This is a genomic window from Streptomyces sp. NPDC043870, from assembly GCF_056435785.1.
In genome coordinates, this window is sequence record NZ_JBWKDT010000005.1 from 185,235 (window position 1) to 211,489 (window position 26,255).

Genomic DNA, 26,255 nt, shown 5'->3' on the forward strand with positions numbered 1-26,255 from the left:
GGCTCCCGGCACGCCTGCCTGCCGTGGAAGGTCAGTGCGCCAGCGCCGCGCGCAGCCCGGGCCGGGACGCCTTGTCCCATACGCCGGGGAGCTCGCGCTCCCGGTCGGCGGCCGAGGCCTGTTCCTGGCCGAAGAGAAGTCCCCAGGTGAACGCCGATTCAGCGGCCGCGTGGGCCTGGATCGCGAGGTCCCGGAGGGTGTCGCGGGCAACGACGCTGTCCTGGTGATCGCCGAGGACGGTCTGGACGGCCTTCATGCGCTTGGCGAACTTCTTGGCGGGCTTGCCGAGGGCGGGGGTCGCCGCCTCGGCGGCGTACCGGGCGCGCTTGGCGGCCTTGCGGGCGTCGTGCATGGCGAGATCGCGCTCCTGGCCGGCCGGGAGGCCGAGCGCGTGCCCGACGCGCCCCGCGAGGCGCAGATAGTCCTTGATCACGGCCTTGGGCAGGGCGACGCCGGGCTTCGCGGTGGCGGCCTCGAGGAGCGGCGGCTCGTCGAGCAGCGCGTCGAGGGCGTCCAGCAGGGCGAGGTAGCGCTCGGTGTCGAGTACGGCGACGGAACGGTGCCGCGCCTCCTCGCGGTTCGCGGTCCCCCAGATCCGCAGCCTCGCCCGGACCGGTCCGAGCACCAGCGTCCCCGGCAGCCCGTCGATCCGCCCGTGCAGCCGCTCGGCGAGCACTTCCTGGTCCCGTGCGGCCCCCAGCTCACCGGCCAGCCACTTGAGCTCGTCGCCGAACGGGTCGGTGACACCGCGGTCGACGATCTTCCGGTACGTCTTGAAGGCGCTGCGCATGCGGCGGGTGGCGACGCGCATCTGGTGGACCGCGTCGGGCAGATCGCGCCGCACGGCCGGGTCGAGCGCCACGATCGCGTCCCGCTGCTCCCGCAGATAGGCAAGGACGAACTCCCCGGCGTCCTTCGGGCCGAGCCGCGCCCCGCGGTCCCTGACGATCTCTGCGGCCTTGGCGGCCTTCGGGGCCTTGGTCTCCTCGTCAGGCCGCGCCTGCGCGTCGGCGTCGCGCGGCGCGGCGGCGGCCTCGGCTTCGACTTCGGCCTCAGATTCGGCGGAGCCGGGCGCCGTTTCCTCCAGCGCCCGCGCCAGCTTCGACGGAGCCGACGACGGCAGGACGCCCGCCTTGCGGAGCCGCTTCCCGACCGCGTCCAGCAGCGCGGGGTCGGCGTCGTCGGCCAGTTCGACCTCGATCTCGGTCCAGGACGTCGTGCCACCGCCCTCGGTGCGGCGTTCCGCACGCACGGAGTCGACGGACAGCTCGGCGAGGAGTTCGCCCTGGTCGTCGACCAGGTGGCGGACGTCCCTGGAGGAGCGCAGCCGGACGACGGGAGCGAGCTCGGCGTCGCGCGTGCGCGAGCGGACCAGGCCCGCAAGCGTGCGGGGCAGCGTGTCGGCGAGGGGTTCGCGGATCTCGTCGCGGATGCCGACGGAGACGGGGAACTTCAGGTGCCAGCCCTCGTCACCGCCGCCCGTACGTCGTCGCAGCGTGATCCCGTCTGCGGCGAGGCGCAGCTCCGAGGTGTCGTAGTAGACGGCGTCGAGCTCCGTCACGCCCTGGTCGACGACGGCCGTCACCCCGGCCACACCGGTCAGGTCCGGTAGCTCGGTCCCGGCACTGGCTTCGTACTTGCGCTCGACTTCCCGCTTCGTGTCCGCCATGAACAAAATCTAGTCGCCATGGCGCCTCGGCGTCAGTACGAACCGCGCCGTTGTCGGTCCTGGGCGTGTCGCACCGGACAGAACACCTAGGCCGACATCGGCCGCTGCACCTTGATCGACTGGAGCAGCCCGACCGCCACCCACACCGCGAACATGGACGAGCCGCCGTACGACACGAACGGCAGGGGAAGCCCGGCCACCGGCATGATGCCGAGGGTCATGCCGATGTTCTCGAAGGACTGGAACGCGAACCAGGCGATGATCCCGGCGGCGACGATCGTGCCGTACAGCTCGGTCGTCTCGCGGGCGATCCGGCAGGCCCGCCACAGCACCACGCCGAGCAGGAAGAGGATCAGGCCCGCTCCGACGAAGCCCAGCTCCTCACCGGCGACGGTGAAGACGAAGTCGGTCTGCTGTTCCGGCACGAACTGGCCGGTGGTCTGGGATCCCTTGAAGAGGCCGGTGCCGAGCAGGCCGCCGGAGCCGATCGCGATCCGCGCCTGGTTGGTGTTGTAGCCGACGCCGGCCGGGTCGAGCTCCGGGTTGGCGAACGCGGCGAAGCGGTTGATCTGGTACTCGTCGAGCAGTCCGAGCGTGGTGACCAGCACCGCGCCACCGACACCCGCCCCGATCAGGCCGAGGACCCAGCGGTTGGATGCACCGGAGGCGAGCAGCACACCCAGCACGATCACCACCATCACCATGACCGAGCCGAGGTCCGGCATCAGCATGACGATCGCCATGGGAACGGCCGCCAGGCCGAGGGACTTGGCGACGGTGCGATGGTCGGGGTGGACCTGATCACCCGCGTCGACCTGGCCGGCCAGCATCATCGCCATGCCCAGAATGATCGTGATCTTCACGAACTCCGAGGGCTGCAGCGAGAATCCGCCGCCGACCACGATCCACGCGTGCGCGCCGTTGATGGTCGCGCCGAGCGGTGTGAGCACCAGCAGCACCAGCACCACGGAGATGCCGTACAGCACCGGTACGGCGCCGCGCAGCGTGCGGTGGCCGAGCCAGATCGTGCCGACCATCAGGGTGAAGCCGATGCCCGTGTTGAGGACGTGGCGGAAGAGGAAGTAGTACGGATCGCCGTGGTTGAGCTCGGTGCGGTTGCGGGTCGCGGACCACACCAGGAGCGAGCCGATGAACGACAGTGCGATCGCCGCGCCCAGCATCGGCCAGTCCAGCCGGCGCACCATCGAATCGCGGGCGAAGAGCTTCGACAGCGCGCCGCGCTCGGGGGCGTACCGCGCGACGGAGAAGCCATGGGTTCCTGCCATGTCTCAGTCCCTCCGTCCCGTCGCCGCGGGCGGGCCCGCGAGCGCCTTCTCGCCCTCCGGCTCCGGCTTGACCGGAACGTACGGCGTGATCCTCGGCGCGTCGATCGAGCCGTCGGGCTGGATCTTCGGCAGCGCCTTCTGCGGCTCGGGCAGCAGGGCCTTCTTGAGGTCCTGGTTGCCTTCCATGTCCAGGCCGTAGAGCGCGTTGTAGATGTTGCGCACGGCGGGGCCGGACGCGCCGGAGCCCGTACCACCCTGGGAGATCGTCATGACGATCGAGTAATCCTTGGTGTACGTGGCGAACCAGGAGGTCGTCTGCTTGCCGTGGACCTCCGCCGTTCCGGTCTTGGCGTGCATCGGGATCTTGTCCTGCGGCCAGCCGCCGAACCGCCAGGCGGCCGTACCGCGGGTCGCGACTCCCGCGAGGGCTTCGTCCATCAGCACGCGCGTCTGGGGGGTCATCGGCAGCCTGCCGTGGGACTTCGGCTTGATCTCGCGGACGCTCTTGCCGTCCGGGCTGACGACCGCCTTGCCGACGGTCGGGTCGTAGAGCGTGCCGCCGTTGGAGATCGCCGCGTAGATGGTGGCCATCTGGATCGGGGTGACGAGCGTGTCGCCCTGGCCGATCGAGTAGTTGACCGAGTCACCGGCGCGCATGAGATTGCCTTCGAGGCAGTTCTCGTAGGAGAGCTGCTGGATGTAGCTGCCGCCCTTCTTGCCGGTCTTGCACCAGTAGTCCTTGTTCGCCTCCCAGAACTTCTGCTTCCAGCGGCGGTCCGGGATCCGGCCGGTGACCTCGTTGGGGAGGTCGATGCCGGTCTCGGCGCCGAGGCCGAACTGGTGGGCGGTCTTGTAGAACCAGTCCGCCGGGTTCTTCTTCGGCTTGATGCCGCCGTCCTTCATCCACTGCTGGTGGGAGAGGGCGTAGTAGACGGTGTCGCAGGAGACTTCGAGGGCCTGGCCGAGGGTGATGCTGCCGTGGCCCTGGGACTCGAAGTTCTTGAAGACCTGGTTGCCGATCGAGTACGAGCTGGGGCACGGGTAACGGCCCTTGAAGTCGTATCCGGCGTTGACCGCGGCGGTGGTGGGGACGACCTTGAAGATCGAGCCGGGGGCGGCCTGCCCCTGAATGGCCCGGTTCAGCAGGGGGAAGTTGGACTTCTTGCCGGTGAGCCGGGCGTAGTCCTTGGCGGAGATGCCGCCGACCCAGGCGTTGGGGTCGTAGTGGGGCAGCGATGCCATCGCCACCACGCGGCCGGTCTTCGACTCCATGACGACGACGGCGCCCGAGTCCGCCTTGTAGTTCTCGTTGGTGTTGTCGTCGAAGACCTTGCGGGCTTCCTTCATCGCGTTGTTGAGCTCCCACTCGGCGACCGCCTGGACGCGGGCGTCGATGGAGGTGACGACGTTCGCGCCGGGCTCGGCCTTGTCCGGCTTGGCCTGCCCGATGACGCGGCCGAGGTTGTCGACCTCGTAGCGGGTGACGCCGGCCTTGCCCCGCAGCTCCTTGTCGTACGTGCGCTCAAGTCCCGAGCGGCCGACCTGGTCGGACCGGAGGTACGGCGAGTCGGTGTCCTTGGCTTTCTCGATCTCCTCGTCGGTGACGGGCGAGAGGTAGCCGAGGACCTGCGCGGTGTTCGCCTTGCCGGGCGCCGGGTATCGGCGTACGGCGGTGGGCTCGGCGGTGATGCCGGGGAAGTCCTCGGCGCGCTCGCGGATCTGCAGGGCCTGCTGGGTGGTGGCCTCGTCGGTGACCGGGATCGGCTGGTACGGGGAGCCGTTCCAGCAGGGCTGCGGGGTTTTGGAGTCGCAGAGCCGGACCTTGTCCATGACCTCCTTCGGCTTCATGCCGAGGACGGCCGCGAGCCGGGTGAGGACGCCTTCGCCGTCGTCCTTCATCTTCATCAGCTCGGTACGGGACGCCGAGACGACGAGGCGGGTCTCGTTGTCGGCGAGCGGGACGCCCCGGGCGTCCAGGATGGCGCCGCGGACGGCGGGCTGGACGACCTGCTGGACGTGGTTGTTCTTCGCCTCGTTCGTGTACTCGTCGCCGTTGCGGATCTGCAGGTACCAGAGGCGCCCGCCGAGCGTCGCCAGGAGGGAGAAGACCAGGACCTGGATGACGATGAGCCGGATCTGGACGCGGGGGGTCCGCCCGGTCTCGGGAATGTTGCTCACGCTGCCGATACCCCCTCGGTCACAGTCGCTTGACTCCCCTGATGCGGCCGGCACGGGTCGCCCGGGTCCTGGCCGCCTTGATCCGCAGTCCGCTGCGCTGGCGGCCGATGCGCAGGCCGGTGCCGGACGAGGCCCAGCCGCTGGAGACATCGCCGCCGCCGGACTGGTTGTCGGCGAGCGGATCGTTCTCGGCGCGTCTCGCCAACGCCATGATCAGAGGCACGGTGAACGGCGCGAGCAGCAGGTCGTAGACGGCGGCGGTGAACAGCAGCGAGCCCAGGCCGACATGGCGGGCGGCGGTGTCACCGACCAGCGCGCCGACGCCCGCGTACAGCAGCGTCGAGCCGATCGCGGCGGCGACGACGACCACCATCGGACCGGTGGCCGAGGTGAGCCGGCCGGTCTCGGGCCGGGCGAGTCCGGCGAGGTAGCCGATGAGGCACAGCACCAGGGCATAGCGGCCCGCGGCGTGGTCCGCGGGCGGGGCGAGGTCGGCGAGCAGCCCCGCGCCGAAGCCGATGAGGGCGCCGCTGGTGTGCCCGTACACGAGGGCGAGAGCGAGGACGACGAGCAGCAGCAGATCGGGGACGGCCCCGGGCAACTGGAGGCGGGAGAGGACGGTTACCTGGACGACGAGTGCGACCACGACGAGCGTGGTGGAGAGCAGCATCCGGTTGAAGCGCATGGTGTTCAGCTCCTCCTGCTACTCGTCGTCGCGGCCGGTGACGGCGTCGGTGCTGTCGACCAGGGGGTCGCTCCGGCCCTGGCCCTGGTCCTGGCCGCGGTCCAGCGCCTGGTCCCCGCCCAGCGCCTGGTCCTCGCCGTTCGGCGACGGGGTGACGGTCACGGTCACCGTGGGCGTGGGGGTCGGCTTCGGCTTCGCGGGCAGGACCGCGTCACGCGGGTCCGTCCGGGGCGCCTGCACGACGACTCCGACGATGTCCAGCTTGGTGAATCCGACGTACGGGCGGACGTAGATGGTCCGCGTGAGGTCACCGCCGGAGGGGTCGACGCGGACGACCTCGCCGACCGGGACACCGGGCACGAACGGCTTGTCGGCCTGCGAGCCGAAGGTGACCAGCCGGTCGCCCTTCCTGACCTTGGCCTTGCCGTTGAGGAGCTGTACCGACAGCGGCCGGTCGCCCTGTCCGGTGGCGAAGCCCAGCTCGTCGGTGCGCTCCATGCGCGTACCGACCGTGAAGTCCGGGTCGTTGGCGAGGAGAACGGTCGCGGTGTCCGGGCCGACGGTGGTGACCCGGCCGACCAGCCCGTCACCGTTGAGCACGGTCATGTCGCGGAGGATGCCGTCCCGGGAACCGGCGTCGATCGTCACCGTCCAGGAGAAGCCCTGGGCGGCTCCTATCGCGATGACCTCGGCGGCCTTGATGCCGTACTGCCCGTTGGCCGCCTTCTTCAGCATGCTGTCGAGCTGACGGACCCGGCTGCGGTTGCGGTCGTCGCTGCCGAGCCGCGCCTTGAGGGCCGCGTTCTCCCGCTCCAGCACGGCGATCCGGTCGTGGCGCTCCCCCGAGTCCCGGACGGCTCCTATGGCGTTGCCGATCGGATCGACGGCGGCCGCCACGCCGTTCTCGACCGGTCCGAAAACAGCGGCGGCGGCCTGCCGGGCGCCGTCGACCGGTGACTCCTCGCCGCCGCGGATGTCCACCGTGATCAGTGCGAACGCGATGGCGATCAGCAGGACCAGGAGCAGCCGGCTCTCTTTCGTGTCCCTCACGTGCGGCGGCCGTGCCTTCCTCGTCGGAATGTGTATGCCGTTGTGCTCTGCGGTGTTGTTCGTGTGGTGCTTTATGCCGTTGTGTCAACGATCCGCCGTACGGGTCGGTTGACGCCCGTACGGCGGAGAGTGGCCCTCCGCTAGCGGCGCGGCTGGGCGTCCAGCACCTGCTGGAGCGCCTCGAATTCCTCGACGCACTTGCCCGAGCCGAGCGCAACCGAGTCCAGCGGGTCCTCGGCGATGTGGATGGGCATACCGGTCTCGTGGCGCAGCCGCTCGTCGAGGCCGCGCAGCAGCGCGCCGCCGCCGGTGAGGACGATGCCGCGGTCCATGACGTCGCCGGAGAGCTCCGGCGGGCACTTGTCGAGCGTGGTCTTCACGGCATCGACGATTGCGTTGACCGGCTCCTCGATGGCCTTGCGGACCTCGGCGGCGGAGATGACCACGGTCTTCGGGAGGCCGGAGACCAGGTCACGGCCGCGGATCTCGGTGTGCTCGTCCTTGTCGAGGTCGTACGCCGAGCCGATGGTGATCTTGATGCTCTCGGCGGTCCGCTCACCGAGGAGGAGGCTGTACTCCTTCTTGATGTGCTGGATGATCGCGTTGTCCAGCTCGTCGCCGGCGACCCGGATGGACTGTGCTGTGACGATTCCGCCGAGGGAGATGACGGCGACCTCGGTGGTACCGCCGCCGATGTCCACCACCATGTTGCCGGTGGCCTCGTGGACCGGCAGACCGGCCCCGATGGCCGCCGCCATGGGCTCCTCGATGATGTGCACCTGCCGGGCGCCGGCCTGGGTCGAGGCCTCGATGACCGCACGCCGCTCAACGCCGGTGATACCCGACGGAACACAGACGACGATGCGCGGGCGGGCCGCCCAGCGGCGCTTGTGGATCTTGAGGATGAAGTAGCGGAGCATCCGCTCGGTGATCTCGAAGTCGGCGATCACACCGTCCTTCAGCGGACGGACCGCCACGATGTTGCCGGGCGTGCGGCCGATCATCTTCTTGGCTTCGGAGCCCACCGCGAGAATGCCGCCGGTGTTGGTGTTGATGGCGACGACCGACGGCTCGTTGAGGACGATCCCACGACCCCTGACGTACACCAGCGTGTTGGCGGTCCCGAGGTCGACAGCCATGTCACGGCCGATGAACGACATTGAGTTCCCCTTGTGTCCCATGAGGATGCGTCGGGCCTTCCCAAATCGAGCTGTGATGGCTTTTCAGGTCGGCGAGGAGGGTGATGTACGGGTGCTGTGGCGTGGAGCTTCCATCGTAGTGCCGCCTGCCCGGACACCGCGCGCTGGCCCGCCTCAATAAGGGTGACGACCAGTCGGAGCGATGCGTTCCCGCTATCGCGGTTCGTATGCCGAAGGGCGACCGAATTTCCTTCGGTCGCCCCAGGCTGTGGGCGCTGTATGGCTGACAGGCAATCAGGAAGAATCCGCGAAGGGAAGTCCTCAGACTGCCGGGAAGAACAGCTTGAGCTCGCGCTCGGCGGACTCCTCGGAGTCCGAGGCGTGGATGAGGTTCTCCCGGACGATCGTGCCGTAGTCGCCACGGATGGAACCGGGGGCGGCGGCGATCGGGTCGGTCGGGCCGGCGAGCTGGCGCACGCCCTCGATGACGCGCTCACCCTCGACGACGAGAGCGACGACGGGGCCCGACAGCATGAACTCGACGAGCGGCTCGTAGAACGGCCGGCCGACGTGCTCGGCGTAGTGCTGCTCCAGAGTCTCGCGGTCGAGCCGGCGCAGCTCCAGCGCGGTGATCTGCCAGCCGGCCTTCGCCTCGATACGGCCGATGATCTCGCCGACCAGACCACGCCTGATCGTGTCCGGCTTGAGGAGGACGAGGGTGCGCTGGGTCATGATGTACGGCTCCTTGCAGGCAACGTGTGCGGTGAGGTGAGGCTACAGGGGTGCGCCCGAACGGCGGCACCCGGACCGGGGCCGGCCGGATGGCGCCCCACGGCGTCGGACAGGCCCGGCTACTGGGGCTGTGCCTGCTGCGCCGCCCATCTCGCCTTCGCCTCGTCGGCCTTGCGGCCGTAGTGGACCGAGGCCCACCACAGGCCCGCGAAGACCGCACCGAGGAAGAACATCGTGGGGACCACGAAACCGCTCGCGATCAGGCCGATCTGCAGGGCCCAGCCGAGCTGCACCCCGCCGGGGCGGGTGATCATCCCGCACAGCAGCAGTGACAGCACCATCGCGACACCGCTGACCGCCCAGACCGTGGCAACGGACAGATCCGGGTCCTTCATGGCCACCAGACCGGCGAAGCCGATCACGAAGAACTCGCCGATCAGAGTGGACGCACAGAGCGTACGCATGGGATTCAGCCCCTCCCCAGCAGCAGCCGGGCCTCGCCGACCGTGATCACGGAGCCAGTCACCAGGACGCCCGCGCCCGCGTACTCCGCCTCCTCCTCGGCGAGCGTGACCGCCGCCTCCAACGCGTCGTCGAGCCGCGGCTCGACGACCACCCGCTCGTCGCCGAAGACCTCCACGGCGAGCGCGGCCAGGCCATCGGCGTCCATCGCGCGATGGCTGGAGTTCTGCGTGACGACGATCTCCGTGAAGATGGGCTCGAACGCCTCCAGGAGCGCCTTCACGTCCTTGTCGCCGCTCGTACCGACCACACCGATGAGCCGGGAGAACCCGAATGCCTCCGTGATGCCGTCGGCGGCCGCCCGCGCCCCCGCCGGATTGTGCGCGGCGTCCAGGACGACCGTCGGGCTGCGGCGCACGACCTCCAGCCGGCCCGGCGAGACGACGGACGCGAACGCGGAACGCACCGTCTCCACGTCGAGCGTGCGCGCATGCTGCGCGCCGATACCGAAGAACGCCTCGACCGCGGCCAGCGCCACCGCCGCGTTGTGCGCCTGGTGGGCGCCGTACAGCGGGAGGAAGATCTCCTCGTACTCCCCGCCGAGCCCGCGCAGGGTCAGCAGCTGCCCGCCGACCGCGACCTCACGGGAGACGACACCGAACTCCATGCCCTCACGGGCCACCGTCGCATCGACCTCGACGGCCTTCTTCAGCATCACCTGCGCGGCGTCCACCGGCTGCTGCGCCAGGATCACCGTCGCGCCCTGCTTGATGACACCGGCCTTCTCACCGGCGATCTCGGCCGTTGTGGAGCCGAGCCGGTCGGTGTGGTCCAGATCGATCGGGGTGACCACGGCGACCGATCCGTCGATGACATTCGTCGCGTCCCAGCTGCCGCCCATGCCTACCTCGACGACGGCCACGTCCACGGGAGCGTCGGCGAACGCGGCATACGCCATGCCCGTGAGCACCTCGAAGAAGGAGAGCCGGAACTCCTGGGCCGAGTCCACCATCTCCACGTACGGCTTGATGTCGTGGTAGGTCGCGATGAAACGCTCGGCCTCGATCGGGGCGCCGTCCAGGCTGATCCGCTCGGTGATCGACTGCACGTGCGGCGACGTGTACCGCCCGGTGCGCAGCTCGAAGCCGCCGAGCAGCGCCTCGATCATGCGGGCCGTGGACGTCTTGCCGTTGGTACCGGTGATGTGGATCGACGGATACGCGCGCTGCGGCTCGCCCAGGACGTCCATCAGCGCGGAGATCCGGCTGACCGACGGCTCCAGCTTCGTCTCGCCCCAGCGGCCGGCGAGCTCCTGCTCGACCTCGCGCAGCGCCTTGTCCACCTCCGGGTCGGCGGGCCGCGCGGGCACCTGCTCACCCCGGCGCGATCCGGCCTGTGTGCGCAGCGTGCGGCTCCCGGCCTCGATCACCGCCAGGTCGGGGTCGCGGTCGGTCTCGGCGTCGACGATCGCGTCGAACTCGTCCGCCTCGTCACGCTCGTCGGCATCGTCAAAAGGATCGGGCTGCTGCTCACTCACGCTGCCAGTCTACGGAGGCCCACCGACACAACCGCCGAGGCCCGGCCCATGCACACCAGGGCCCGTCGGCCGGAACCGCCGGAGCCCCGCAGGACCCGGAAGGACAGGCCGCTGGAGCCCTGCCGGGAGCAGCGCGCGTACGCGGTATCCAAGGTCTGCCGAGCCGCGCACGCGCAGGACGAGGCCCCCGGAGCCGGGTGGCTCCGGGGGCCTCGTACGAACCGGGTCAGCCCTGCGGCAGATTCGCCAGCTGGGCACCGATGCGCTCGATGTCCTCCTCGGCCTTGGCGAGCCGGCCGCGGATCTTGTCGACCACGTTGTCCGGGGCCTTGGCCAGGAACGCCTCGTTGCCGAGCTTCGCCGTGGCCTGCGCCTTCTCCTTCTCGGCCGCCGCCAGGTCCTTCGCGAGCCGCTTGCGCTCCGCGGCCACGTCGATCACACCGGACAGGTCCAGCGCGACCTCCGCGCCCGCGACCGGCAGGGTCGCCGTCGCATGGAACGACTCGCCCTCCGGCTGCAGCCGCAGCAGCTGCCGGATCGCGGCCTCGTGCGGCGCCAGCGCGGTGCCGTCCAGCGTCAGCCGCGCCGGGACCTTCTGGCCGGGCTGCAGACCCTGGTCGGAACGGAACCGGCGGACCTCGGTGACGACCCGCTGGACCAGCTCGATCTCCCGCTCGGCGGCGGCGTCACGGAAGCCCGAGTCCTTCGGCCAGTCGGCGATGACGACGGACTCACCGCCCGTGAGCGTGGTCCACAGGGTCTCGGTGACGAAGGGGACGACGGGGTGCAGCAGGCGCAGCGTGACGTCGAGGACCTCGCCGAGGACGCGGGCGGAGACCTTCGCGGCCTCGCCGCCGCCCATGAACGTGGTCTTCGACAGCTCGACGTACCAGTCGAAGACCTCGTCCCACGCGAAGTGGAAGAGCGTGTCGGACAGCTTCGCGAACTGGTAGTCCTCGTAGTACGCGTCGACCTCGGCGACCACCGAGTTGAGGCGCGACAGGATCCAGCGGTCGGTCGCCGACATCTGCTCGGACGAGGGCATCGGGCCCTCGACCGTGGCGCCGTTCATCAGCGCGAAGCGCGTCGCGTTCCAGATCTTGTTGGCGAAGTTGCGGGAGCCCTGGACCCAGTCCTCACCGATCGGGACGTCGACACCCGGGTTGGCGCCGCGGGCCAGCGTGAAGCGAAGCGCGTCGGAGCCGTACTTGTCCATCCAGTCCAGCGGGTTGACCGCGTTACCGAAGGACTTCGACATCTTCTTGCCGAACTGGTCGCGGACCATGCCGTGCAGGGCGATGGTGTGGAACGGCGGGGTGCCGTCCATCGCGTACAAACCGAACATCATCATCCGGGCGACCCAGAAGAAGAGGATGTCGTAGCCGGTGACCAGGACGGAGTTCGGATAGAACTTCGCGAGGCTCTCGGTCTCCTCGGGCCAGCCCAATGTGGAGAACGGCCACAGACCGGAGGAGAACCAGGTGTCGAGGACATCGGTCTCCTGGGTCCAGCCCTCGCCGCTCGGGGGCTGCTCGTCCGGTCCGACGCAGACGATCTCACCGTTCGGGCCGTACCAGACCGGAATGCGGTGGCCCCACCAGAGCTGACGCGAGATGCACCAGTCATGCAGGTTGTCGACCCAGTCGAAGTACCGCTTCTCCATCTCCTGCGGGTGGATCTTGACCTTGCCGTCGCGGACCGCGTCACCCGCGGCCTTCGCCAGCGGGCCGACCTTGACCCACCACTGCATGGACAGCCGCGGCTCGATCGTGGTCTTGCAGCGCGAGCAGTGGCCGACGGAGTGGACGTACGGACGCTTCTCGGCGACGATCCGGCCCTCGGCGCGCAGGGCACCGACGATGGCGCTGCGGGCCTCCAGCCGGTCCAGGCCCTGGAAGGGGCCGTGGGCGGTGATGACCGCGCGCTCGTCCATGACGGCGAGGTTCGGCAGGCTGTGGCGCTGACCGATCTCGAAGTCGTTCGGGTCGTGCGCGGGGGTGACCTTGACGGCGCCGGTGCCGAACTCGGGGTCGACGTGCTCGTCGGCGACGACCGGGATCCGGCGGCCGGTGAGCGGCAGCTCGATCTCCTTGCCGACCAGGTGCTTGTAGCGCTCGTCGTCCGGGTGGACGGCGACGGCCGTGTCACCGAGCATCGTCTCGGCGCGGGTCGTGGCAACGACGATGGCATCCTCGCCCTCGCCGTAACGAATGGAGACGAGCTCGCCGTCGTCGTCCTGGTACTCGACCTCGATGTCCGAGATGGCCGTCAGACAGCGCGGACACCAGTTGATGATCCGCTCGGCGCGGTAGATCAGCTCGTCGTCGTAGAGCTTCTTGAAGATCGTCTGGACGGCCTGGGACAGGCCCTCGTCCATGGTGAAGCGCTCACGCGACCAGGCGACACCGTCACCCAGGCGCTTCATCTGCCCGGAGATCTGGCCGCCGGACTCGCCCTTCCACTGCCAGACGCGCTCGACGAAAGCCTCGCGCCCCAGGTCGTGGCGGGACTTGCCCTCCTTGGCCAGCTCACGCTCGACGACGTTCTGCGTGGCGATACCGGCGTGGTCCATTCCGGGCTGCCACAGCGTCTCGTAGCCCTGCATCCGCTTGCGGCGGGTGAGGGCGTCGATCAGCGTGTGCTCGAAGGCGTGCCCGAGGTGCAGGCTGCCCGTAACGTTCGGCGGCGGGATGACGACGGTGAACGGAGGCTTCTCGCTCTTCGCGTCGGCCTCGAAGTAACCGCGTTCTACCCAGCGCTCGTACAGCTTCCCCTCTACCTCGGCCGGCGCGTAGGTGGTCGGCAGTTCGGGGGTGCTGGCTGGCTGCTGCTGAGTGTTCTCGGTCACGGGCCACAGTTTACGGGGGCGGCCGCACCCGTTTCGAACCCGATACCGCAACCCGCCTCACCCGGCGACCACGCGGCGTAGCGTGATTGACGGCACACTCCCTCTCCCGATGGGCAGGGCGATGGCGGCGACAATCGGAGACCGGCTGGGCGAACTGCGGCTGCGCCGCGGTCTGACCCAGGAAGGTCTGGCCGAGAAGGCCCGGCTCAGCATCGACACCGTTCGCAAACTGGAGCAGAACCAGCGGCTGACAGCACGGATGGGCACTCTGAACAGCCTCGCCCGCGCGTTGGACGTCGAGACATCAGTACTGCTCGGGGCCCCAGCAGTGCTCGCTTCGTCCAACGGGAGCGAGCCACCGAGCCTCCTCACGCTCCGGCAAGCGGTGACGCCGTTGTCGGAATTCGCCGGCCTCGGGGACGAGGAAGACACACCGCCCCCTAGCGTGGCTCAGCTCCGGGCCGGCATCCGCAGCACTGAACAGATCCGTCGTCGCGGGGAGCTGACGAAGATCACAGCGTTACTCCCGGTCCTCCTCACGGACGCCCGTGCCGCAGTGCGTGAGTACACGGAAGACGACCGTGCGGCCGCGTACGCCGTCCTCGCCGAGGCGTATCAAGTAGCAGCCACCACGCTGACGGCCTTCAGAAAGGAAGACGCCGCATACACGGCCATCGAGCGTTCGATGGCGGCGGCTCGCCAGTCCGATGACCCCCGGTTGGAGATCATGGGAGTGTCATCACTGTCCTGGATCTTCTCCAAGCAGGGCCGTATCTCCGATGCCGAGCAAGTGGCCGTACGGATGGCGGAACGCATCGAGCCCGGCTTTCGTTCGGCCCCGATCGACCTTTCGCTGTGGGGAATTCTGCTTCTGCGCGGTGCTTCAGCAGCTGTACGCGCCGAACGCAACGACAGCGCCGAGGAACTGCTGTCTCTCGCCGCTGCGGCCGCAGCGAGAATCGGTAGCGACCGCCTCGACTACGCCACGCCCTTCGGGCCGACGAATGCGGGAGTCGCCGCCGTGAACGCCTTCGTCGACATGGGCAAGCCCGACAAGGCACTCAGCCACGCGAGGCTCATCCCCGGCCTGTCGACGCTGCCTCCCACATGGCTTGCCCGGCACCACGTGGACCGCGCCATGGCGCACGCCGAACTGCGCCACGACACCCAGGCCACGCGCGCACTGCTGGTCGCCGAGCGGATCGCCCCTGAATGGATGCGATATCACTCCTCGTCCCGGCACTTGGTTGCCGAGCTGCGGGAGCGAGAGCGGCGTCGGTCCTCCCCCATCAGGGAACTGGCCATCCGTCTCGAACTCGAAGACTGAGAGGACGTAGGACGCACTGTCCTACCGGATCCCAGGAGTCGCACGTCCTGTCCCTGGGCTGATTCCCCGCCCTGTCACACCGTTTGCACGAACGGACCGACGACCTTCGGACGGTCGCACCACCATGGAAGACGTTTCACAGCAGCTCATCGTGCGGCGCTGGACCAGGCACCCGAGAAGTGTTGGCCTGGCACGCGCGGAGCTGCAACAGGCCCTACTCACATGGGGCCTGGCGGTGATCGAGGACTCGGCTCTGCTTGTTCTGTCGGAACTGGTCACCAACGCCGTGGTCCACGCCCGCGTACCCAGAGGGCGGCAGATCGAGACGCGCTACGAGCGCGAAGCCAAGGGCGTTCGGATTGAGGTACACGATGCGTCGGACGAGCAGCCCACTCTGTGCTCACCGACCACCGATTCGGAACGCGGCCGGGGACTGACGCTGGTCGACACAGTGGCCGACGAGTGGGCGGTGAGCAATCGGAACGGACCGGGCAAAGTGGTGTGGGCTGCCGTCAGACTCCCCCGCTGAGCCCGCTGGCCGCGCCACAGTTCCGTACGAATTACCTGGACGTTTGGTAACGGTGTGAACCCCGCCGCCTCGCGGCTCACTGGTTTCCGCCAAGATGTTCGGAACGTATAAGTGCCCGGAGGGGAACCCAGGAGTCACACACTCCCCAGCCTCGGGCTGGGCTCACCAGCCATGTGTGACCAGACCAAGCCATCACCGCACGGGGGAGGTGACCTTGATGGCTACGTTCGTTGCAGGACAGCAGACCGACCGAGCTGTGCTTCCTCAGCAGCTCGCTCTCGAATCCGCGTCAGCAGACACCCCAGGGAGTAGGGACGAAACGGGGCGCGGACGCCGTAGGGCACCCGGCAGCGGACATCGTCGAGGGGAGATATCCGGCGGTTCACCTGCCACCGGATGCGTCACTCCCACTCCTCGGAGTGGGGAGCGGAGCCGTGAGGCTCACCCAGTCGTATTCGTGCTCGACAAGCATGGTCGGCCCTTGCAGCCCACCAGCGCCGCCAGGGCACGAAAGCTGCTGAAGCAGGGCCGGGCAGCCGTGCACCGCCACACCCCCTTCGTCATCCGGCTCAAGGACCGCACCATCGCCGGGTCCTCGGTCGACGGTGTGGAGCTGGGGATCGACCCCGGCAGCAGGCAAACCGGCATCGCCGTCTTCACCGCGACCGTGACCGCGGAGGGTGATGCCAGGCGAGGCTTGTACGCGATCGAACTCGCCCACCGGGGTGGGCAGATCCGCGACTCGCTCACCCGGCGCTCGGCCTACCGGCGGGGCCGGCGAACGCGGAATCTGCGCTATCGCGCGCCTCGCTTCAACAACCGTGCCAGGTCTGACGGCTGGCTGGCGCCATCACTTCGCCACCGGGTCGAGACCACGATGGGGTGGGTGTGTCGGCTGGCGCGCTGGGCGCCCGTGACGGCAGTTCACGTCGAGCAAGTGGCGTTCGATACCCACGCGCTGTCCGCCGGCAGGGATCTGTGGTGCGAGGAATACGAGCACGGCACGGAGGTCCGCGAGTACCTCCTCGCGAAGTGGCACCACAGCTGCGCCTACTGTGGAGCGACTGGTGTGCCGCTGAATATCGACCACATCCATCCCCGGTCCAGGGGCGGCTCCGACCGCGTCGCGAACCTCACCCTCGCCTGCATCCCCTGCAACGAGGCCAAGGGAAACCGCGCGATCGAAGATTTCCTCTCCGGCCGCGCCAACGTGCTGGCGAAGATCACCGCTCAGGCGAAGACCCCTCTCTCGCCCGCTGCTGCCGTCAACTCCACCCGCTCCGCGCTGGCCCGCGCCTTGGACGTCCTCTTCCCTGTCGTGCGCAGAGCGTCCGGCGGACGCGCCAAGTGGAACCGCACGCGTAGCGGCCTGCCCAAGTCCCACACCCTCGACGCCCTGTGCGTGGGTGTATTCGACGCGGTCGAGCAGTACCCCCGCGCCGTCCTGGCCGTAGCGGCGACCGGACGCGGGACCTACGCCCGTACGCGTGCCGACAGACACGGGTTCACTCGCCTGCGCCTTCCACGGCAGAAGCACGTCTTCGGGTTCGCCACCGGCGACTACGCGCGAGCCACGGTCCCCACCGGGAAGCGCGCAGGTACGCACACCGGGCGACTCGCCGTCCGATCCACCGGCAGCTTCAACATCCGCACCCCGCACGGCCTCGTCCAAGGGGTCCACCACCGGCACATCTGCCTTCTCCAAAGGGCGGACGGGTACGCCTACGCGACGCGTACCGAGGGTCCGGAGCCATGCCCCGCTTAGGACACGTACGCCGCACCGACGAGTTTCCTCCCCGGCCCGACGGCCGGGTTATCCACGCAAGGAGATCTTGAATGAGTTACAACCAGCCGGGCCCGTACGGCGGTCAGCCCCAGCAGCCCGGCCCGTACGGCCAGCCGGGTCCTTACGGCCAGCAGCCGCAGGCGCCCCAGCCCGGCTACGGCTACCCGCAGCAGGCTCCGCAGGGTGCCCCGCAGCAGCCCCAGCAGCAGGGCTGGGGCCAGCCCCAGCAGCCCGGCCCGTACGGCCAGCCGCCGCAGCAGCCTCCGTACGGCGGTGGCACCCCCGGCGCCTACCCGCCGCCCCCGCCGGGCGGGGCGCCGAAGAAGAAGACGGGCCTGATCATCGGCGCCGCGGTCGTCGCGCTCGCCGTGGTCGCGGGTGGCGTCTGGTGGTTCACCGCGGGGGGCGGCGGAGGCTCCGACATCGCCGACGACACCAAGGGATACAAGCTGACCCCAGCGGCATCGGTCGGTGAGTTCAAGAAGGACGGCGAAGACAAGGAAGGCCCCACCTCCGACGAGGACAAGAAGAAGGCCGAAGCCCTTGGAATCAAGAACCACAAAGAGGTCAGCGCCGAGTACAAGTCGGGCAGCAAGGACGACCCGCTGACTGGCAAGGCGCTCAACCTCAACGGCGTCTGGGGCGAGATCGCAGACCCGGAGAAGGCCGTCGACGGCTACTTCAACGAGGCTACGAAGAAGGACGGCGAATCCTCCGAGGAGGACGGCCTCAAGATCGAGCTGGTCGGCAGCCCTGAGACCGTCGAACCGGACGGCTTCTCCGGTGCCGTGATGAAGTGCCAGATCGCGAAGTTCACCAACACGAGCACGGACAAGGAGTCCCTGAAGGGGCCGCAGTCGTTCGAGATGCCGATGTGCATCTGGGCCGACTACAGCACCATCGGCGCGGTGAGCGGCATCAACTTGGCGCAGATGACCGGTGGCAAGGGAATGTCGCAGGACGAGGTGGCCTCGCTCGCAGCCAAGCTGTACAACACGTCGCGCACCAAGATCTGATCTTCGGGTCAGCATGCCCTGCCCGCCGACAAGGCGCGGTTGGCAGGGCAGCCCACATTCCGGGCGAGTGGCCGTCGCAGAAAGGTCTTCAGCGCCTCATATCAGCCAATCGCCGGACGTTGCTTCCACAGCAGTAACCAGTTGCCGCGGACTTACGCGCTTGATCACCGCCCCTAACAAGCCATTCAATGCCCACCAGGTCCCCCGGTACGTGTTTGGATGCCTCGCACGAACGACCGATCAAGCTAACAAACGGGAGGATTGGCTATGAAATTGAGCCTTAGGCGGGCAGTGCTGGCTCTGGGAGCGATCACCGCGCTTGCCGTCACACCTGTGGTCATGGCTACGCCAGCGGCGGCTGCGGGTTACCCGGCCTGCGAGAACTACCTGGCCAGCAAGGGCTACGTTGTCGGCCCGAAAGTCAAGGCCGCCTGTAGCTACAGGGCCACCAAGGTCGGATTCGACTGGGTAGCGAGCCCGCGCTGCGTAAAGGGGCTTACGGACCTACGCGTCATCAAGGGAACTGAGGTCCTCATCGCCTGCCAGAGTGCGCACTGAGGCCTCCGCCCTTCTGAGCGGCTGAGCAGCCGATCGGGACCTATCGGTGACCATGCGATGCCTGCGAGTCCCTGCCCAGGTAGGCGTTGGGGCGCCCGGCCAGTTCACCGAACCGGCCGGGCGCCCCTTTCGTGTGCGTGCCGCTTACGCGGACTTCTCGTGCCGCCCGTCGTTCTTCACGATCCGCGGCACCAGCGTCGGGTTCACGTTGTTGTGGACGACGTCCGCGGTGATGACGACGCGGGCCACGTCCTTGCGGGACGGGACCTCGTACATCACCGACATCAGGACCTCTTCCATGATGGCGCGCAGTCCTCGCGCGCCCGTTCCGCGCAGGATCGCCTGGTCGGCGATGGCCTCCAGGGCCGGGCGGTCGAAGTCCAGCTCGACGCCGTCGAGTTCGAAGAGGCGCTGGTACTGCTTGACCAGGGCGTTGCGCGGTTCGACCAGGATCTTCAGCAGCGCCTCGCGGTCCAGGTTGTGGACCGAGGTGATGACGGGGAGACGGCCGATGAACTCCGGGATCATCCCGAACTTCACCAGGTCCTCCGGCATGACCTCCTGGAACTGGTCGCTGGCGTCGATCTCGCGCTTGGAGCGGATCGTGGCGCCGAAGCCGATGCCCTTGGCGCCGGCGCGCGACTCGATGATCTTCTCCAGGCCGGCGAAGGCACCGCCGACGATGAAGAGGACGTTGGTCGTGTCGATCTGGATGAATTCCTGGTGGGGGTGCTTACGGCCGCCCTGCGGGGGGACCGAGGCCGTCGTTCCTTCCAGGATCTTCAGGAGGGCCTGCTGGACGCCCTCGCCCGACACGTCCCGTGTGATCGACGGGTTTTCGCTCTTACGGGCGACCTTGTCGATCTCGTCGATGTAGATGATCCCGGTCTCGGCCTTCTTGACGTCGTAGTCGGCCGCCTGGATCAGCTTCAGCAGGATGTTCTCGACGTCCTCGCCGACGTACCCGGCCTCCGTCAGCGCCGTGGCGTCGGCGATGGCGAACGGGACGTTGAGCATCCGGGCCAGGGTCTGGGCGAGCAGGGTCTTGCCGGAGCCGGTGGGGCCCAGCAGCAGGATGTTGGACTTCGCGAGCTCGATCGCGTCGTCCCTTCCCTGGCCGTTCTCGCCGGCCTGGACGCGCTTGTAGTGGTTGTACACCGCGACCGAAAGGGCCTTCTTCGCGGGCTCCTGCCCGACGACGTACCCCTCGAGGAACTCGTAGATCTCGCGCGGCTTGGGGAGTTCCTCCCACCGCACCTCGGAGGTCTCGGCGAGCTCCTCCTCGATGATCTCGTTGCAGAGGTCGATGCACTCGTCGCAGATGTACACACCGGGGCCTGCGATGAGCTTCTTCACCTGCTTCTGGCTCTTTCCGCAGAACGAGCACTTGAGCAGGTCGCCGCCATCACCGATGCGTGCCACGAGGTGCTTCCCCTTCGCCTGGGAGCGCTTGGTTCAGCGGCTCCTGGTGCCTCATATCCGACGGTACCTTGCCGGGCCCCTCGTTCGGGCCCCCCTTGGCGCGGTTCACATTGACGTGTACCGCGCCAAGGGAAGGTGGAACGTCAGCCGGCCAGCCCGGCCGTGCTCTTGCGGGTGGAGACGATCTGGTCGACCAGTCCGTACGAAAGGGCTTCCTCGGCGGTCAGGATCTTGTCGCGCTCGATGTCCTCGCGGACCTTCTCGATCGGCGTGGTGGAGTGCTTGGCCAGCATCTCCTCGAGCTGCTCGCGCATGCGCAGGATCTCGTTGGCGGCGATCTCCAGGTCGGAGAGCTGCTCCCGGCCGGTCTGCGTGGACGGCTGGTGGATCAGCACGCGGGCGTGCGGCAGGGCCATCCGCTTGCCGGGGGTGCCGGCGGCCAGCAGGACGGCGGCGGCGGACGCCGCCTGGCCCATGCAGACCGTCTGGATGTCCGGCTTCACGAACTGCATCGTGTCGTAGATGGCGGTCAGCGCGGTGAAGGAGCCACCGGGGCTGTTGATGTAGATCGAGATGTCGCGGTCCGGGTCCATCGACTCCAGGCACAGCAGCTGCGCCATGACGTCGTTGGCGGAGGCGTCGTCGATCTGCACGCCGAGGAAGATCACGCGCTCTTCGAAGAGCTTCGCGTACGGGTCGTACTCACGCACGCCCTGGGAGGTGCGCTCGACGAAGCGGGGGACGACGTAGCGGTTGTCCACCTGCGGGCCCGTGTAGAGGCCGCTCGCGGAGGCTGCGGGGAACTGGTTCATGGTCGTGTTCACCATCCTGGTGGCGTTCGGTGGCTGGGGCGGAAGGGGGCGGGCGGGGCGCAGGCCCGGCGCCGGGGGCCAGGGGCCCCCGGGTGGCCGGGCTCAGGCGCCGGTGCCGCCGCCGCCCGGAACGCCCGAAGCGGCGGAGATGATCTCGTCGATGAGCCCGTAGTCCTTGGCCTCCTCGGCCGTGAACCAGCGGTCGCGGTCGCCGTCGCGGATGATCGTCTCGACGGTCTGGCCGGAGTGACGGGCGGTGATCTCGGCCATGCGCTGCTTGGTGCGCAGGAGGTACTCGGCCTGGATCTTGATGTCCGAGGCCGTGCCGCCGATACCGGCCGAGCCCTGGTGCATCAGGATGTCGGTGTGCGGCAGGGCGAAGCGCTTGCCGACGGAGCCGCCGGTTAGCAGGAACTGGCCCATGGAGGCGGCCATGCCCATGCCGATGGTGACGACGTCGTTCGGGATGTACTGCATGGTGTCGTAGATCGCCATGCCGGCCGTCACCGAGCCACCGGGGCTGTTGATGTAGAGGTAGATGTCCTTCTCCGGCTCGGCGGCCAGGAGAAGGAGCTGTGCCGTGATCTTGTTGGCGATGTCGTCGTCGACCTGCTGGCCCAGGAAGATGATGCGCTCGCCGAGCAGCCGGCTGTAGACCTGGTCGCCGAGGCCTCCACCGATGGACGGCTCACCGGCGGCGTTAGGCATCAGAATCGTCACGTAATCCACCTGCTCGTCTCTGACGGCTGTGGCCGTCTCAGCGTCTTGGTACCTGGGGGGCGGGCCCCACTACCCACGGTTGGGCCCGTGGGCGAGTAGTCCCCTGCCCTCGTATTCATGGACCCTAACGCGCTGGTGGGCGGGCGCCATCCCGGTTCCCGAACTGTTCGCTCGGAGCGCAAGGTATGGGGGCGCGCGGCGGTATGAACACGCCGCCCGTCCCGGCGCTGCGCCGGGCGCGGAACGACGACGGGCCCGGCCGCGCGTGGGGCGGCCGGGCCCGTCGTACAGGGTCAGCGCGAGACTCCGGCCCGGGTCGGGCGCGGGGCTCGGGCCTCGGTCGGGAGCGAGGCTCAGGCCTCGGTCTTCTCCTCGGCCTCACCGGTGGCCGCGGCGGCGACCTCGGTGGCCTCCTCGACCTCGTCCTCGTCGTCGCTCATGTCGACGACCTCACCGTTGGTGTCCTTGACCGTGGAGGCCTCGACGACGACGGCGAGCGCCTTGCCGCGGGCGACCTCGCCGACGAGCATCGGCACCTGGCCGCCCTCGACGACGGCCTGGGCGAACTGGTCGGGGGACATGCCGGAGGAGGCGGCGCGGCGCATGAGGTGCTCGGTGAGCTCCTCCTGGCTGACGTTCAGCTTCTCCTTGTTGACCAGCTCGTCGAGGACGAACTGGGTCTTGATGCCCTTGACCGCCTGCTCCTTGGTCTCGGCGTCGAACTCTTCCTCGGTCTTGCCCTGGATCTCCAGGTACTTCGCGAGGTCGAGGCCCATCTGGCCGAGCTGGTGGTGCTCAAGGTTGTGCTTGCGGGTGTTGATCTCGTCCTCGAGCAGCTTCTCGGGGATCGGGACCTCGACCAGCTCCAGGAGCTTCTCCAGGACGCGCTCCTGGGCCTGGGTGGCCTGGTCGTACTGCTTCATGTTCTCGAGGCGCTTGCGGCTGTCGGCCTTCAGCTCGTCGAGGGTGTCGAACTCGCTCGCCATCTGGGCGAACTCGTCGTCCAGCTCGGGGAGCTCACGGGCGGCGACCTGGGTGATCTTGACGGTGACCTCGGCCTCCTTGCCCTCGGCGGAGCCGCCCTTCAGCTCGGAGGTGAAGGTGGCCTCGCCACCGGCCTCCAGGCCGGTGACGGCCTCGTCGATGCCCTCGAGGAGCTCGCCGGAGCCGATCGTGTACTGCACGCCACTGGCGACGCCGTCCGCGAGGACCTCGCCGTCGACCTTGGCCTCCAGGTCGACCGTCACGACGTCGCCCTCGGCGGCGGCGCGCTCGACCTGGGAGGTGGAGGCGAAGCGGGTGCGGAGCTGCTCCACGGACTTCTCGACGTCCTCGTCGCTGACCTCGACCGCGTCGACCTCGACCTCGATGCCGGAGTAGTCCGGGATCTCGATGGTCGGGCGGACGTCGACCTCAGCGGTGAAGTTCAGCGTCTCGCCGTCCTTCAGCTCGGTGATGTCGACCTCGGGCTGGCCGAGCGGGTTGATCTCCGCTTCGTTGACCGCCTCGGTGTAGAACTTCGGGAGCGCGTCGTTGACGGCCTCCTCCAGCACCGCACCGCGGCCGAACCGCTGGTCGATGACCCGGGCCGGGATCTTGCCCTTGCGGAAGCCCTTGACCGTGACCTGCTGGTTGATCTTCTTGTACGCCGCGTCGAGGCTGTCCTTGAGCTCCTCGAAGGGCACCTCGACAGTGAGCCGAACCCGGGTCGGGTTCAGGGTCTCCACGGCGCTCTTCACGGTTCGGTCTCCTTGGTGGCTGAATTCTGGGGTTCTGCCGGGTCGCCCCGGAGTGGTGTCCGGCGGCGGCTCAGCGGCTCGGGCCCGGCTCTTCAGACACTCGTCGGAAGACACTCGTCAGACACACGGGCACACAGATTGCATAGTAACCGCAAGCAGGATGAGCCCCACAATGCGATCTTGGCGCGCATGTGATCGTGACTGGTGGTCGGGGTGGCGGGATTTGAACCCACGGCCTTCCGCTCCCAAAGCGGACGCGCTACCAAGCTGCGCCACACCCCGTCGGTGCGACACGTAGGGTACATGCCCGCGGGCGGTGCTCCAGCCCCTTTGTTTCGTGCGTACGCGCCGCGTACGGAATGGGGTGTGCGGCGACCGGCGGGGACCCGCTACGATGCTCTTCGTGCCGCGGCCTTCACGACCTGCGGCGCGGTCCTCGCGGGCGTAGCTCAATGGTAGAGCCCTAGTCTTCCAAACTAGCTACGCGGGTTCGATTCCCGTCGCCCGCTCCGCAATGGCTCAGGGCCAGGTCAGAGGTTGATTCCTCTGCCTGGCCCTGATGCGTTTCCGATCTTCCTCGCGGCCCTACGCGCCCGCCGCGTGCCCGTTCGTATCGGGTCAGGGGCGGGGTCCGACGCCCGCCAAGCGGTTGATCTCCGTGGCGGGTCGCGGATCCACCTCTGGGGCAACTGGGACGATTCGCCCATGGCACCCAGGGCTGGTACGGCTGAGAGATCAGCAAAGGCACGGCTCGTCCTGTTGACGCTCGCGGCCGGTCAGTTCCTGATGGCGCTCGACAGCTCCGTCATGAACGTCTCAATCGCGACGGTGGCCGAGGACGTGGGCACGACGGTGACGGGGATCCAGGGCGCGATCACGGCCTATACCCTCGTCATGGCCATGTTCATGATCCCCGGCGGCAAGGTCGGGGCACTGATCGGCCGCAAGCGCGCATTCATGATCGGCTGTGGCATCTACGGCTGCGGCTCCCTCACCACAGCGCTCGCACCCAGTCTGCCCGTGCTGATGCTCGGCTGGTCGTTCCTCGAGGGGGTCGGAGCTGCGCTCATCCTGCCCGCGATCGTGGCACTCGTGGCCGGCAACTTCGCCGCTGAACGCCGTCCCGCCGCCTACGGGCTCGTCGCGGCCGCGGGAGCCGTGGCGATCGCGCTCGGGCCGCTCATCGGGGGTGTCGCGACGACGTACTTCTCCTGGCGCTGGGTTTTCGCCGGTGAGGTCGTGGTGGTGCTCGGCATCCTGCTGCTCGCCCGCCCCATCGCCGACGCCGTGAGCGACGAACGCCCGCGCATCGATCTCATCGGCGTCGTACTGTCCGCCCTCGGGTTCGGGGTCTTCGTCTACGGCGTACTCCGCTCGGACGAATGGGGCTGGTTCAGGCCGAAGCCCGACGCGCCTTCATGGCTCGGGGTTTCGCCGGTCGTGTGGCTGATGCTGACAGGTCTGCTTCTGATCTGGCTCTTCCTCCGCTGGGAGGCCCGGCTCGTGGAGCGGCGCAGGGAGCCGCTGATCCACCCGGCGATGCTGCAGAACAAGCAGCTCACCGGCGGTCTGACGATGTTCTTCTTCCAGTACCTCGTACAGATGGGCGTGTTCTTCGTCGTACCGCTCTATCTGTCGGTCGCCCTGGGCCTGTCCGCGCTGGTGACCGGCGCGCGCCTGCTGCCGCTCTCACTGACCCTGCTGGCGGCCGCGCTCCTGATCCCACGCTTCTTCCCGAACGTCTCGCCGCGCCGGGTGGTGCGGCTCGGGGTCCTCGCGTTGCTGGCGGGCGCGGTCGTGCTGATGGCCGCGCTCGACGCGGGCGCCGGGGCGGAAATCGTCACCATCCCCCTCCTGTTGATCGGGCTCGGCATGGGCGCGCTGGCTTCCCAGCTCGGTTCGGTCACCGTGTCGGCAGTACCGGACAAGCAGAGCGCAGAAGTCGGCGGCATCCAGAACGCCGTGACCAACCTGGGTGCCTCGATCGGTACGGCGCTCGCCGGGTCCATCATGATCGCCGCGCTCACGTCTTCGTTCCTGACCAGCGTCGAACAGAATCCGGCGGTCCCGGCCGAAGTCAAGAGTCAGGCCGCCGTCGAACTCCAAAGCGGCGTACCTTTCCTGTCGGACGCCCAGCTCAAGGCCGCCCTCGACAAAGCGGGTACGAGCCCGGAGGTGGCCCAGGCCGCGCTGGACGCGAACGCCGACGCCAGGCTCGACGGCCTGCGCGCCGCACTCGCCATCCTCGCCTTCGCCGCGCTCCTCGCGTTGTTCTTCACCACGCGGATCCCGACGACCCAGCCCCGCTCGACGGAGCCATAGCCGCGGACGGCCTCGTTGCCGGCCCGCAACCCTGGCCGTCAGAAGCTGATCGAATTGATCGTCTCTGCTATCGAGTTGAGGAATCTGTTGATCGACGGCGCCATGCCCGTCGAGGCGACGAAGAAGCCGAAGAGCGCCGCGACGATCGCGGGTCCGGCCTTGATGGAACCGCCGCGGATCATCACCACGAGGATGATCGCCAACAGCAGCACCACAGACAGCGAAATGGCCACACTGATCACACCCTCGGTCGGTCTGCCTTGCCCGCCTGGGAGCGTGCAGCCCCGCACACCCCCGTTTCCTCCATCGTGCCACCAACCTCCGCAGGAAGGCTGCCGGGTGACGAATCGTCGGCGAAACGATCACGCCAATCACGCCCCGTTCCGGCGGGCCGGCGGGCAGCCGCGGGGCGAGCGGCACGGTAGCGCGGACAGGTGT

At 68.5% G+C, this 26,255-nt stretch carries 20 protein-coding genes and 2 tRNA genes; 6 read left to right on the top strand and 16 right to left on the bottom strand.

Annotated elements, in window-relative coordinates:
- Positions 1 to 31: 31 nt before the first annotated feature.
- The 10 genes from AC0699_RS09090 to AC0699_RS09135 all read right to left on the bottom strand — a co-directional run bounded on the left by AC0699_RS09090 (position 32) and on the right by AC0699_RS09135 (position 13,586).
- Positions 32 to 1,669 (bottom strand): CYTH and CHAD domain-containing protein, encoded by a 1,638-nt coding sequence (locus tag AC0699_RS09090; RefSeq protein WP_478657533.1) that lies wholly within the window; start codon positions 1,667 to 1,669, stop codon positions 32 to 34.
- Positions 1,670 to 1,755: 86 nt separating this feature from the next.
- Positions 1,756 to 2,955, bottom strand: a complete 1,200-nt coding sequence (gene rodA / locus AC0699_RS09095; protein ID WP_478657536.1) for a rod shape-determining protein RodA — start codon at positions 2,953 to 2,955, stop codon at positions 1,756 to 1,758.
- 3 nt (positions 2,956 to 2,958) lie between these two features.
- On the bottom strand, positions 2,959 to 5,133 hold the full coding sequence (gene mrdA, locus AC0699_RS09100; RefSeq protein WP_478657538.1) for a penicillin-binding protein 2: 2,175 nt from the start codon (positions 5,131 to 5,133) through the stop codon (positions 2,959 to 2,961).
- 19 nt (positions 5,134 to 5,152) lie between these two features.
- Entirely contained in the window at positions 5,153 to 5,818 is a 666-nt protein-coding gene (gene mreD, locus AC0699_RS09105) for a rod shape-determining protein MreD (protein WP_478657541.1), read from the bottom strand.
- A gap of 18 nt (positions 5,819 to 5,836) precedes the next feature.
- Positions 5,837 to 6,868 (bottom strand): rod shape-determining protein MreC, encoded by a 1,032-nt coding sequence (mreC, locus tag AC0699_RS09110; RefSeq protein WP_478657544.1) that lies wholly within the window; start codon positions 6,866 to 6,868, stop codon positions 5,837 to 5,839.
- Between the two features lie 140 nt (positions 6,869 to 7,008).
- Entirely contained in the window at positions 7,009 to 8,028 is a 1,020-nt protein-coding gene (locus AC0699_RS09115; RefSeq protein ID WP_469771934.1) for a rod shape-determining protein, read from the bottom strand.
- A 300-nt stretch (positions 8,029 to 8,328) separates the two neighbouring features.
- Positions 8,329 to 8,739: a nucleoside-diphosphate kinase gene (gene ndk, locus AC0699_RS09120; protein WP_469771933.1), complete on the bottom strand. Its 411-nt coding sequence runs from the start codon at positions 8,737 to 8,739 to the stop codon at positions 8,329 to 8,331.
- Positions 8,740 to 8,858: 119 nt separating this feature from the next.
- Positions 8,859 to 9,203 carry a DUF4233 domain-containing protein gene (locus AC0699_RS09125; protein ID WP_453661671.1) on the bottom strand — a complete coding sequence of 115 codons (345 nt, stop codon included), beginning with the start codon at positions 9,201 to 9,203 and terminating at the stop codon, positions 8,859 to 8,861.
- A 5-nt stretch (positions 9,204 to 9,208) separates the two neighbouring features.
- Positions 9,209 to 10,738: a bifunctional tetrahydrofolate synthase/dihydrofolate synthase gene (gene folC / locus AC0699_RS09130; protein WP_478657549.1), complete on the bottom strand. Its 1,530-nt coding sequence runs from the start codon at positions 10,736 to 10,738 to the stop codon at positions 9,209 to 9,211.
- A 226-nt stretch (positions 10,739 to 10,964) separates the two neighbouring features.
- Positions 10,965 to 13,586: a valine--tRNA ligase gene (locus AC0699_RS09135; protein WP_478657551.1), complete on the bottom strand. Its 2,622-nt coding sequence runs from the start codon at positions 13,584 to 13,586 to the stop codon at positions 10,965 to 10,967.
- A gap of 121 nt (positions 13,587 to 13,707) precedes the next feature.
- On the opposite strand from AC0699_RS09135, the gene AC0699_RS09140 reads away from it, so the two are divergent.
- The 4 genes from AC0699_RS09140 to AC0699_RS09155 all read left to right on the top strand — a co-directional run bounded on the left by AC0699_RS09140 (position 13,708) and on the right by AC0699_RS09155 (position 18,244).
- A complete protein-coding gene (locus AC0699_RS09140) occupies positions 13,708 to 14,913 on the top strand; it encodes a helix-turn-helix domain-containing protein (protein ID WP_478657553.1) in 1,206 nt (401 codons plus the stop codon).
- A 124-nt stretch (positions 14,914 to 15,037) separates the two neighbouring features.
- On the top strand, positions 15,038 to 15,442 hold the full coding sequence (locus AC0699_RS09145) for an ATP-binding protein (protein WP_478657556.1): 405 nt from the start codon (positions 15,038 to 15,040) through the stop codon (positions 15,440 to 15,442).
- A gap of 457 nt (positions 15,443 to 15,899) precedes the next feature.
- On the top strand, positions 15,900 to 17,207 hold the full coding sequence (gene iscB / locus AC0699_RS09150; RefSeq protein ID WP_478657558.1) for an RNA-guided endonuclease IscB: 1,308 nt from the start codon (positions 15,900 to 15,902) through the stop codon (positions 17,205 to 17,207).
- Positions 17,208 to 17,278: 71 nt separating this feature from the next.
- Positions 17,279 to 18,244: a hypothetical protein gene (locus AC0699_RS09155; RefSeq protein ID WP_478657561.1), complete on the top strand. Its 966-nt coding sequence runs from the start codon at positions 17,279 to 17,281 to the stop codon at positions 18,242 to 18,244.
- A gap of 702 nt (positions 18,245 to 18,946) precedes the next feature.
- Here AC0699_RS09155 and clpX read toward each other — a convergent pair.
- From clpX to AC0699_RS09180, 5 genes are all read right to left on the bottom strand, one after another.
- Entirely contained in the window at positions 18,947 to 20,224 is a 1,278-nt protein-coding gene (clpX, locus tag AC0699_RS09160; RefSeq protein ID WP_017944896.1) for an ATP-dependent Clp protease ATP-binding subunit ClpX, read from the bottom strand.
- 143 nt (positions 20,225 to 20,367) lie between these two features.
- Positions 20,368 to 21,051 (bottom strand): ATP-dependent Clp protease proteolytic subunit, encoded by a 684-nt coding sequence (locus AC0699_RS09165; RefSeq protein ID WP_469771925.1) that lies wholly within the window; start codon positions 21,049 to 21,051, stop codon positions 20,368 to 20,370.
- 87 nt (positions 21,052 to 21,138) lie between these two features.
- Complete coding sequence (locus AC0699_RS09170; RefSeq protein ID WP_469771952.1) at positions 21,139 to 21,744, bottom strand: ATP-dependent Clp protease proteolytic subunit; 606 nt, start codon at positions 21,742 to 21,744, stop codon at positions 21,139 to 21,141.
- A gap of 365 nt (positions 21,745 to 22,109) precedes the next feature.
- Positions 22,110 to 23,495, bottom strand: coding sequence for a trigger factor (gene tig, locus AC0699_RS09175; protein ID WP_478657564.1), 1,386 nt, complete (start codon positions 23,493 to 23,495; stop codon positions 22,110 to 22,112).
- Positions 23,496 to 23,700: 205 nt separating this feature from the next.
- Positions 23,701 to 23,777 (bottom strand) — tRNA-Pro (locus AC0699_RS09180).
- A gap of 156 nt (positions 23,778 to 23,933) precedes the next feature.
- On the opposite strand from AC0699_RS09180, the gene AC0699_RS09185 reads away from it, so the two are divergent.
- Positions 23,934 to 24,004: transfer RNA gene (locus tag AC0699_RS09185), tRNA-Gly, on the top strand.
- A 196-nt stretch (positions 24,005 to 24,200) separates the two neighbouring features.
- Complete coding sequence (locus AC0699_RS09190; RefSeq protein WP_478657566.1) at positions 24,201 to 25,817, top strand: MFS transporter; 1,617 nt, start codon at positions 24,201 to 24,203, stop codon at positions 25,815 to 25,817.
- 38 nt (positions 25,818 to 25,855) lie between these two features.
- Here the strand turns inward: AC0699_RS09190 and AC0699_RS09195 are convergent, their stop codons facing one another.
- Entirely contained in the window at positions 25,856 to 26,050 is a 195-nt protein-coding gene (locus tag AC0699_RS09195; protein WP_453666516.1) for a hypothetical protein, read from the bottom strand.
- Between the last annotated feature and the right edge of the window lie 205 nt (positions 26,051 to 26,255).

Excerpts from the sequence above, each read along its gene's own strand:
- AC0699_RS09165 (WP_469771925.1), bottom strand. The coding sequence starts at position 21,051 with ATGGTGAACACGACCATGAACCAGTTCCCCGCAGCCTCCGCGAGCGGC.
- rodA (WP_478657536.1), bottom strand. The coding sequence starts at position 2,955 with ATGGCAGGAACCCATGGCTTCTCCGTCGCGCGGTACGCCCCCGAGCGC.
- AC0699_RS09155 (WP_478657561.1), top strand. The coding sequence starts at position 17,279 with ATGAGTTACAACCAGCCGGGCCCGTACGGCGGTCAGCCCCAGCAGCCC.
- mreD (WP_478657541.1), bottom strand. The coding sequence starts at position 5,818 with ATGCGCTTCAACCGGATGCTGCTCTCCACCACGCTCGTCGTGGTCGCA.
- AC0699_RS09115 (WP_469771934.1), bottom strand. The coding sequence starts at position 8,028 with ATGTCGTTCATCGGCCGTGACATGGCTGTCGACCTCGGGACCGCCAAC.
- ndk (WP_469771933.1), bottom strand. The coding sequence starts at position 8,739 with ATGACCCAGCGCACCCTCGTCCTCCTCAAGCCGGACACGATCAGGCGT.
- AC0699_RS09170 (WP_469771952.1), bottom strand. The coding sequence starts at position 21,744 with ATGCCTAACGCCGCCGGTGAGCCGTCCATCGGTGGAGGCCTCGGCGAC.
- AC0699_RS09140 (WP_478657553.1), top strand. The coding sequence starts at position 13,708 with ATGGCGGCGACAATCGGAGACCGGCTGGGCGAACTGCGGCTGCGCCGC.
- AC0699_RS09145 (WP_478657556.1), top strand. The coding sequence starts at position 15,038 with ATGGAAGACGTTTCACAGCAGCTCATCGTGCGGCGCTGGACCAGGCAC.
- AC0699_RS09125 (WP_453661671.1), bottom strand. The coding sequence starts at position 9,203 with ATGCGTACGCTCTGTGCGTCCACTCTGATCGGCGAGTTCTTCGTGATC.
- AC0699_RS09090 (WP_478657533.1), bottom strand. The coding sequence starts at position 1,669 with ATGGCGGACACGAAGCGGGAAGTCGAGCGCAAGTACGAAGCCAGTGCC.
- AC0699_RS09190 (WP_478657566.1), top strand. The coding sequence starts at position 24,201 with ATGGCACCCAGGGCTGGTACGGCTGAGAGATCAGCAAAGGCACGGCTC.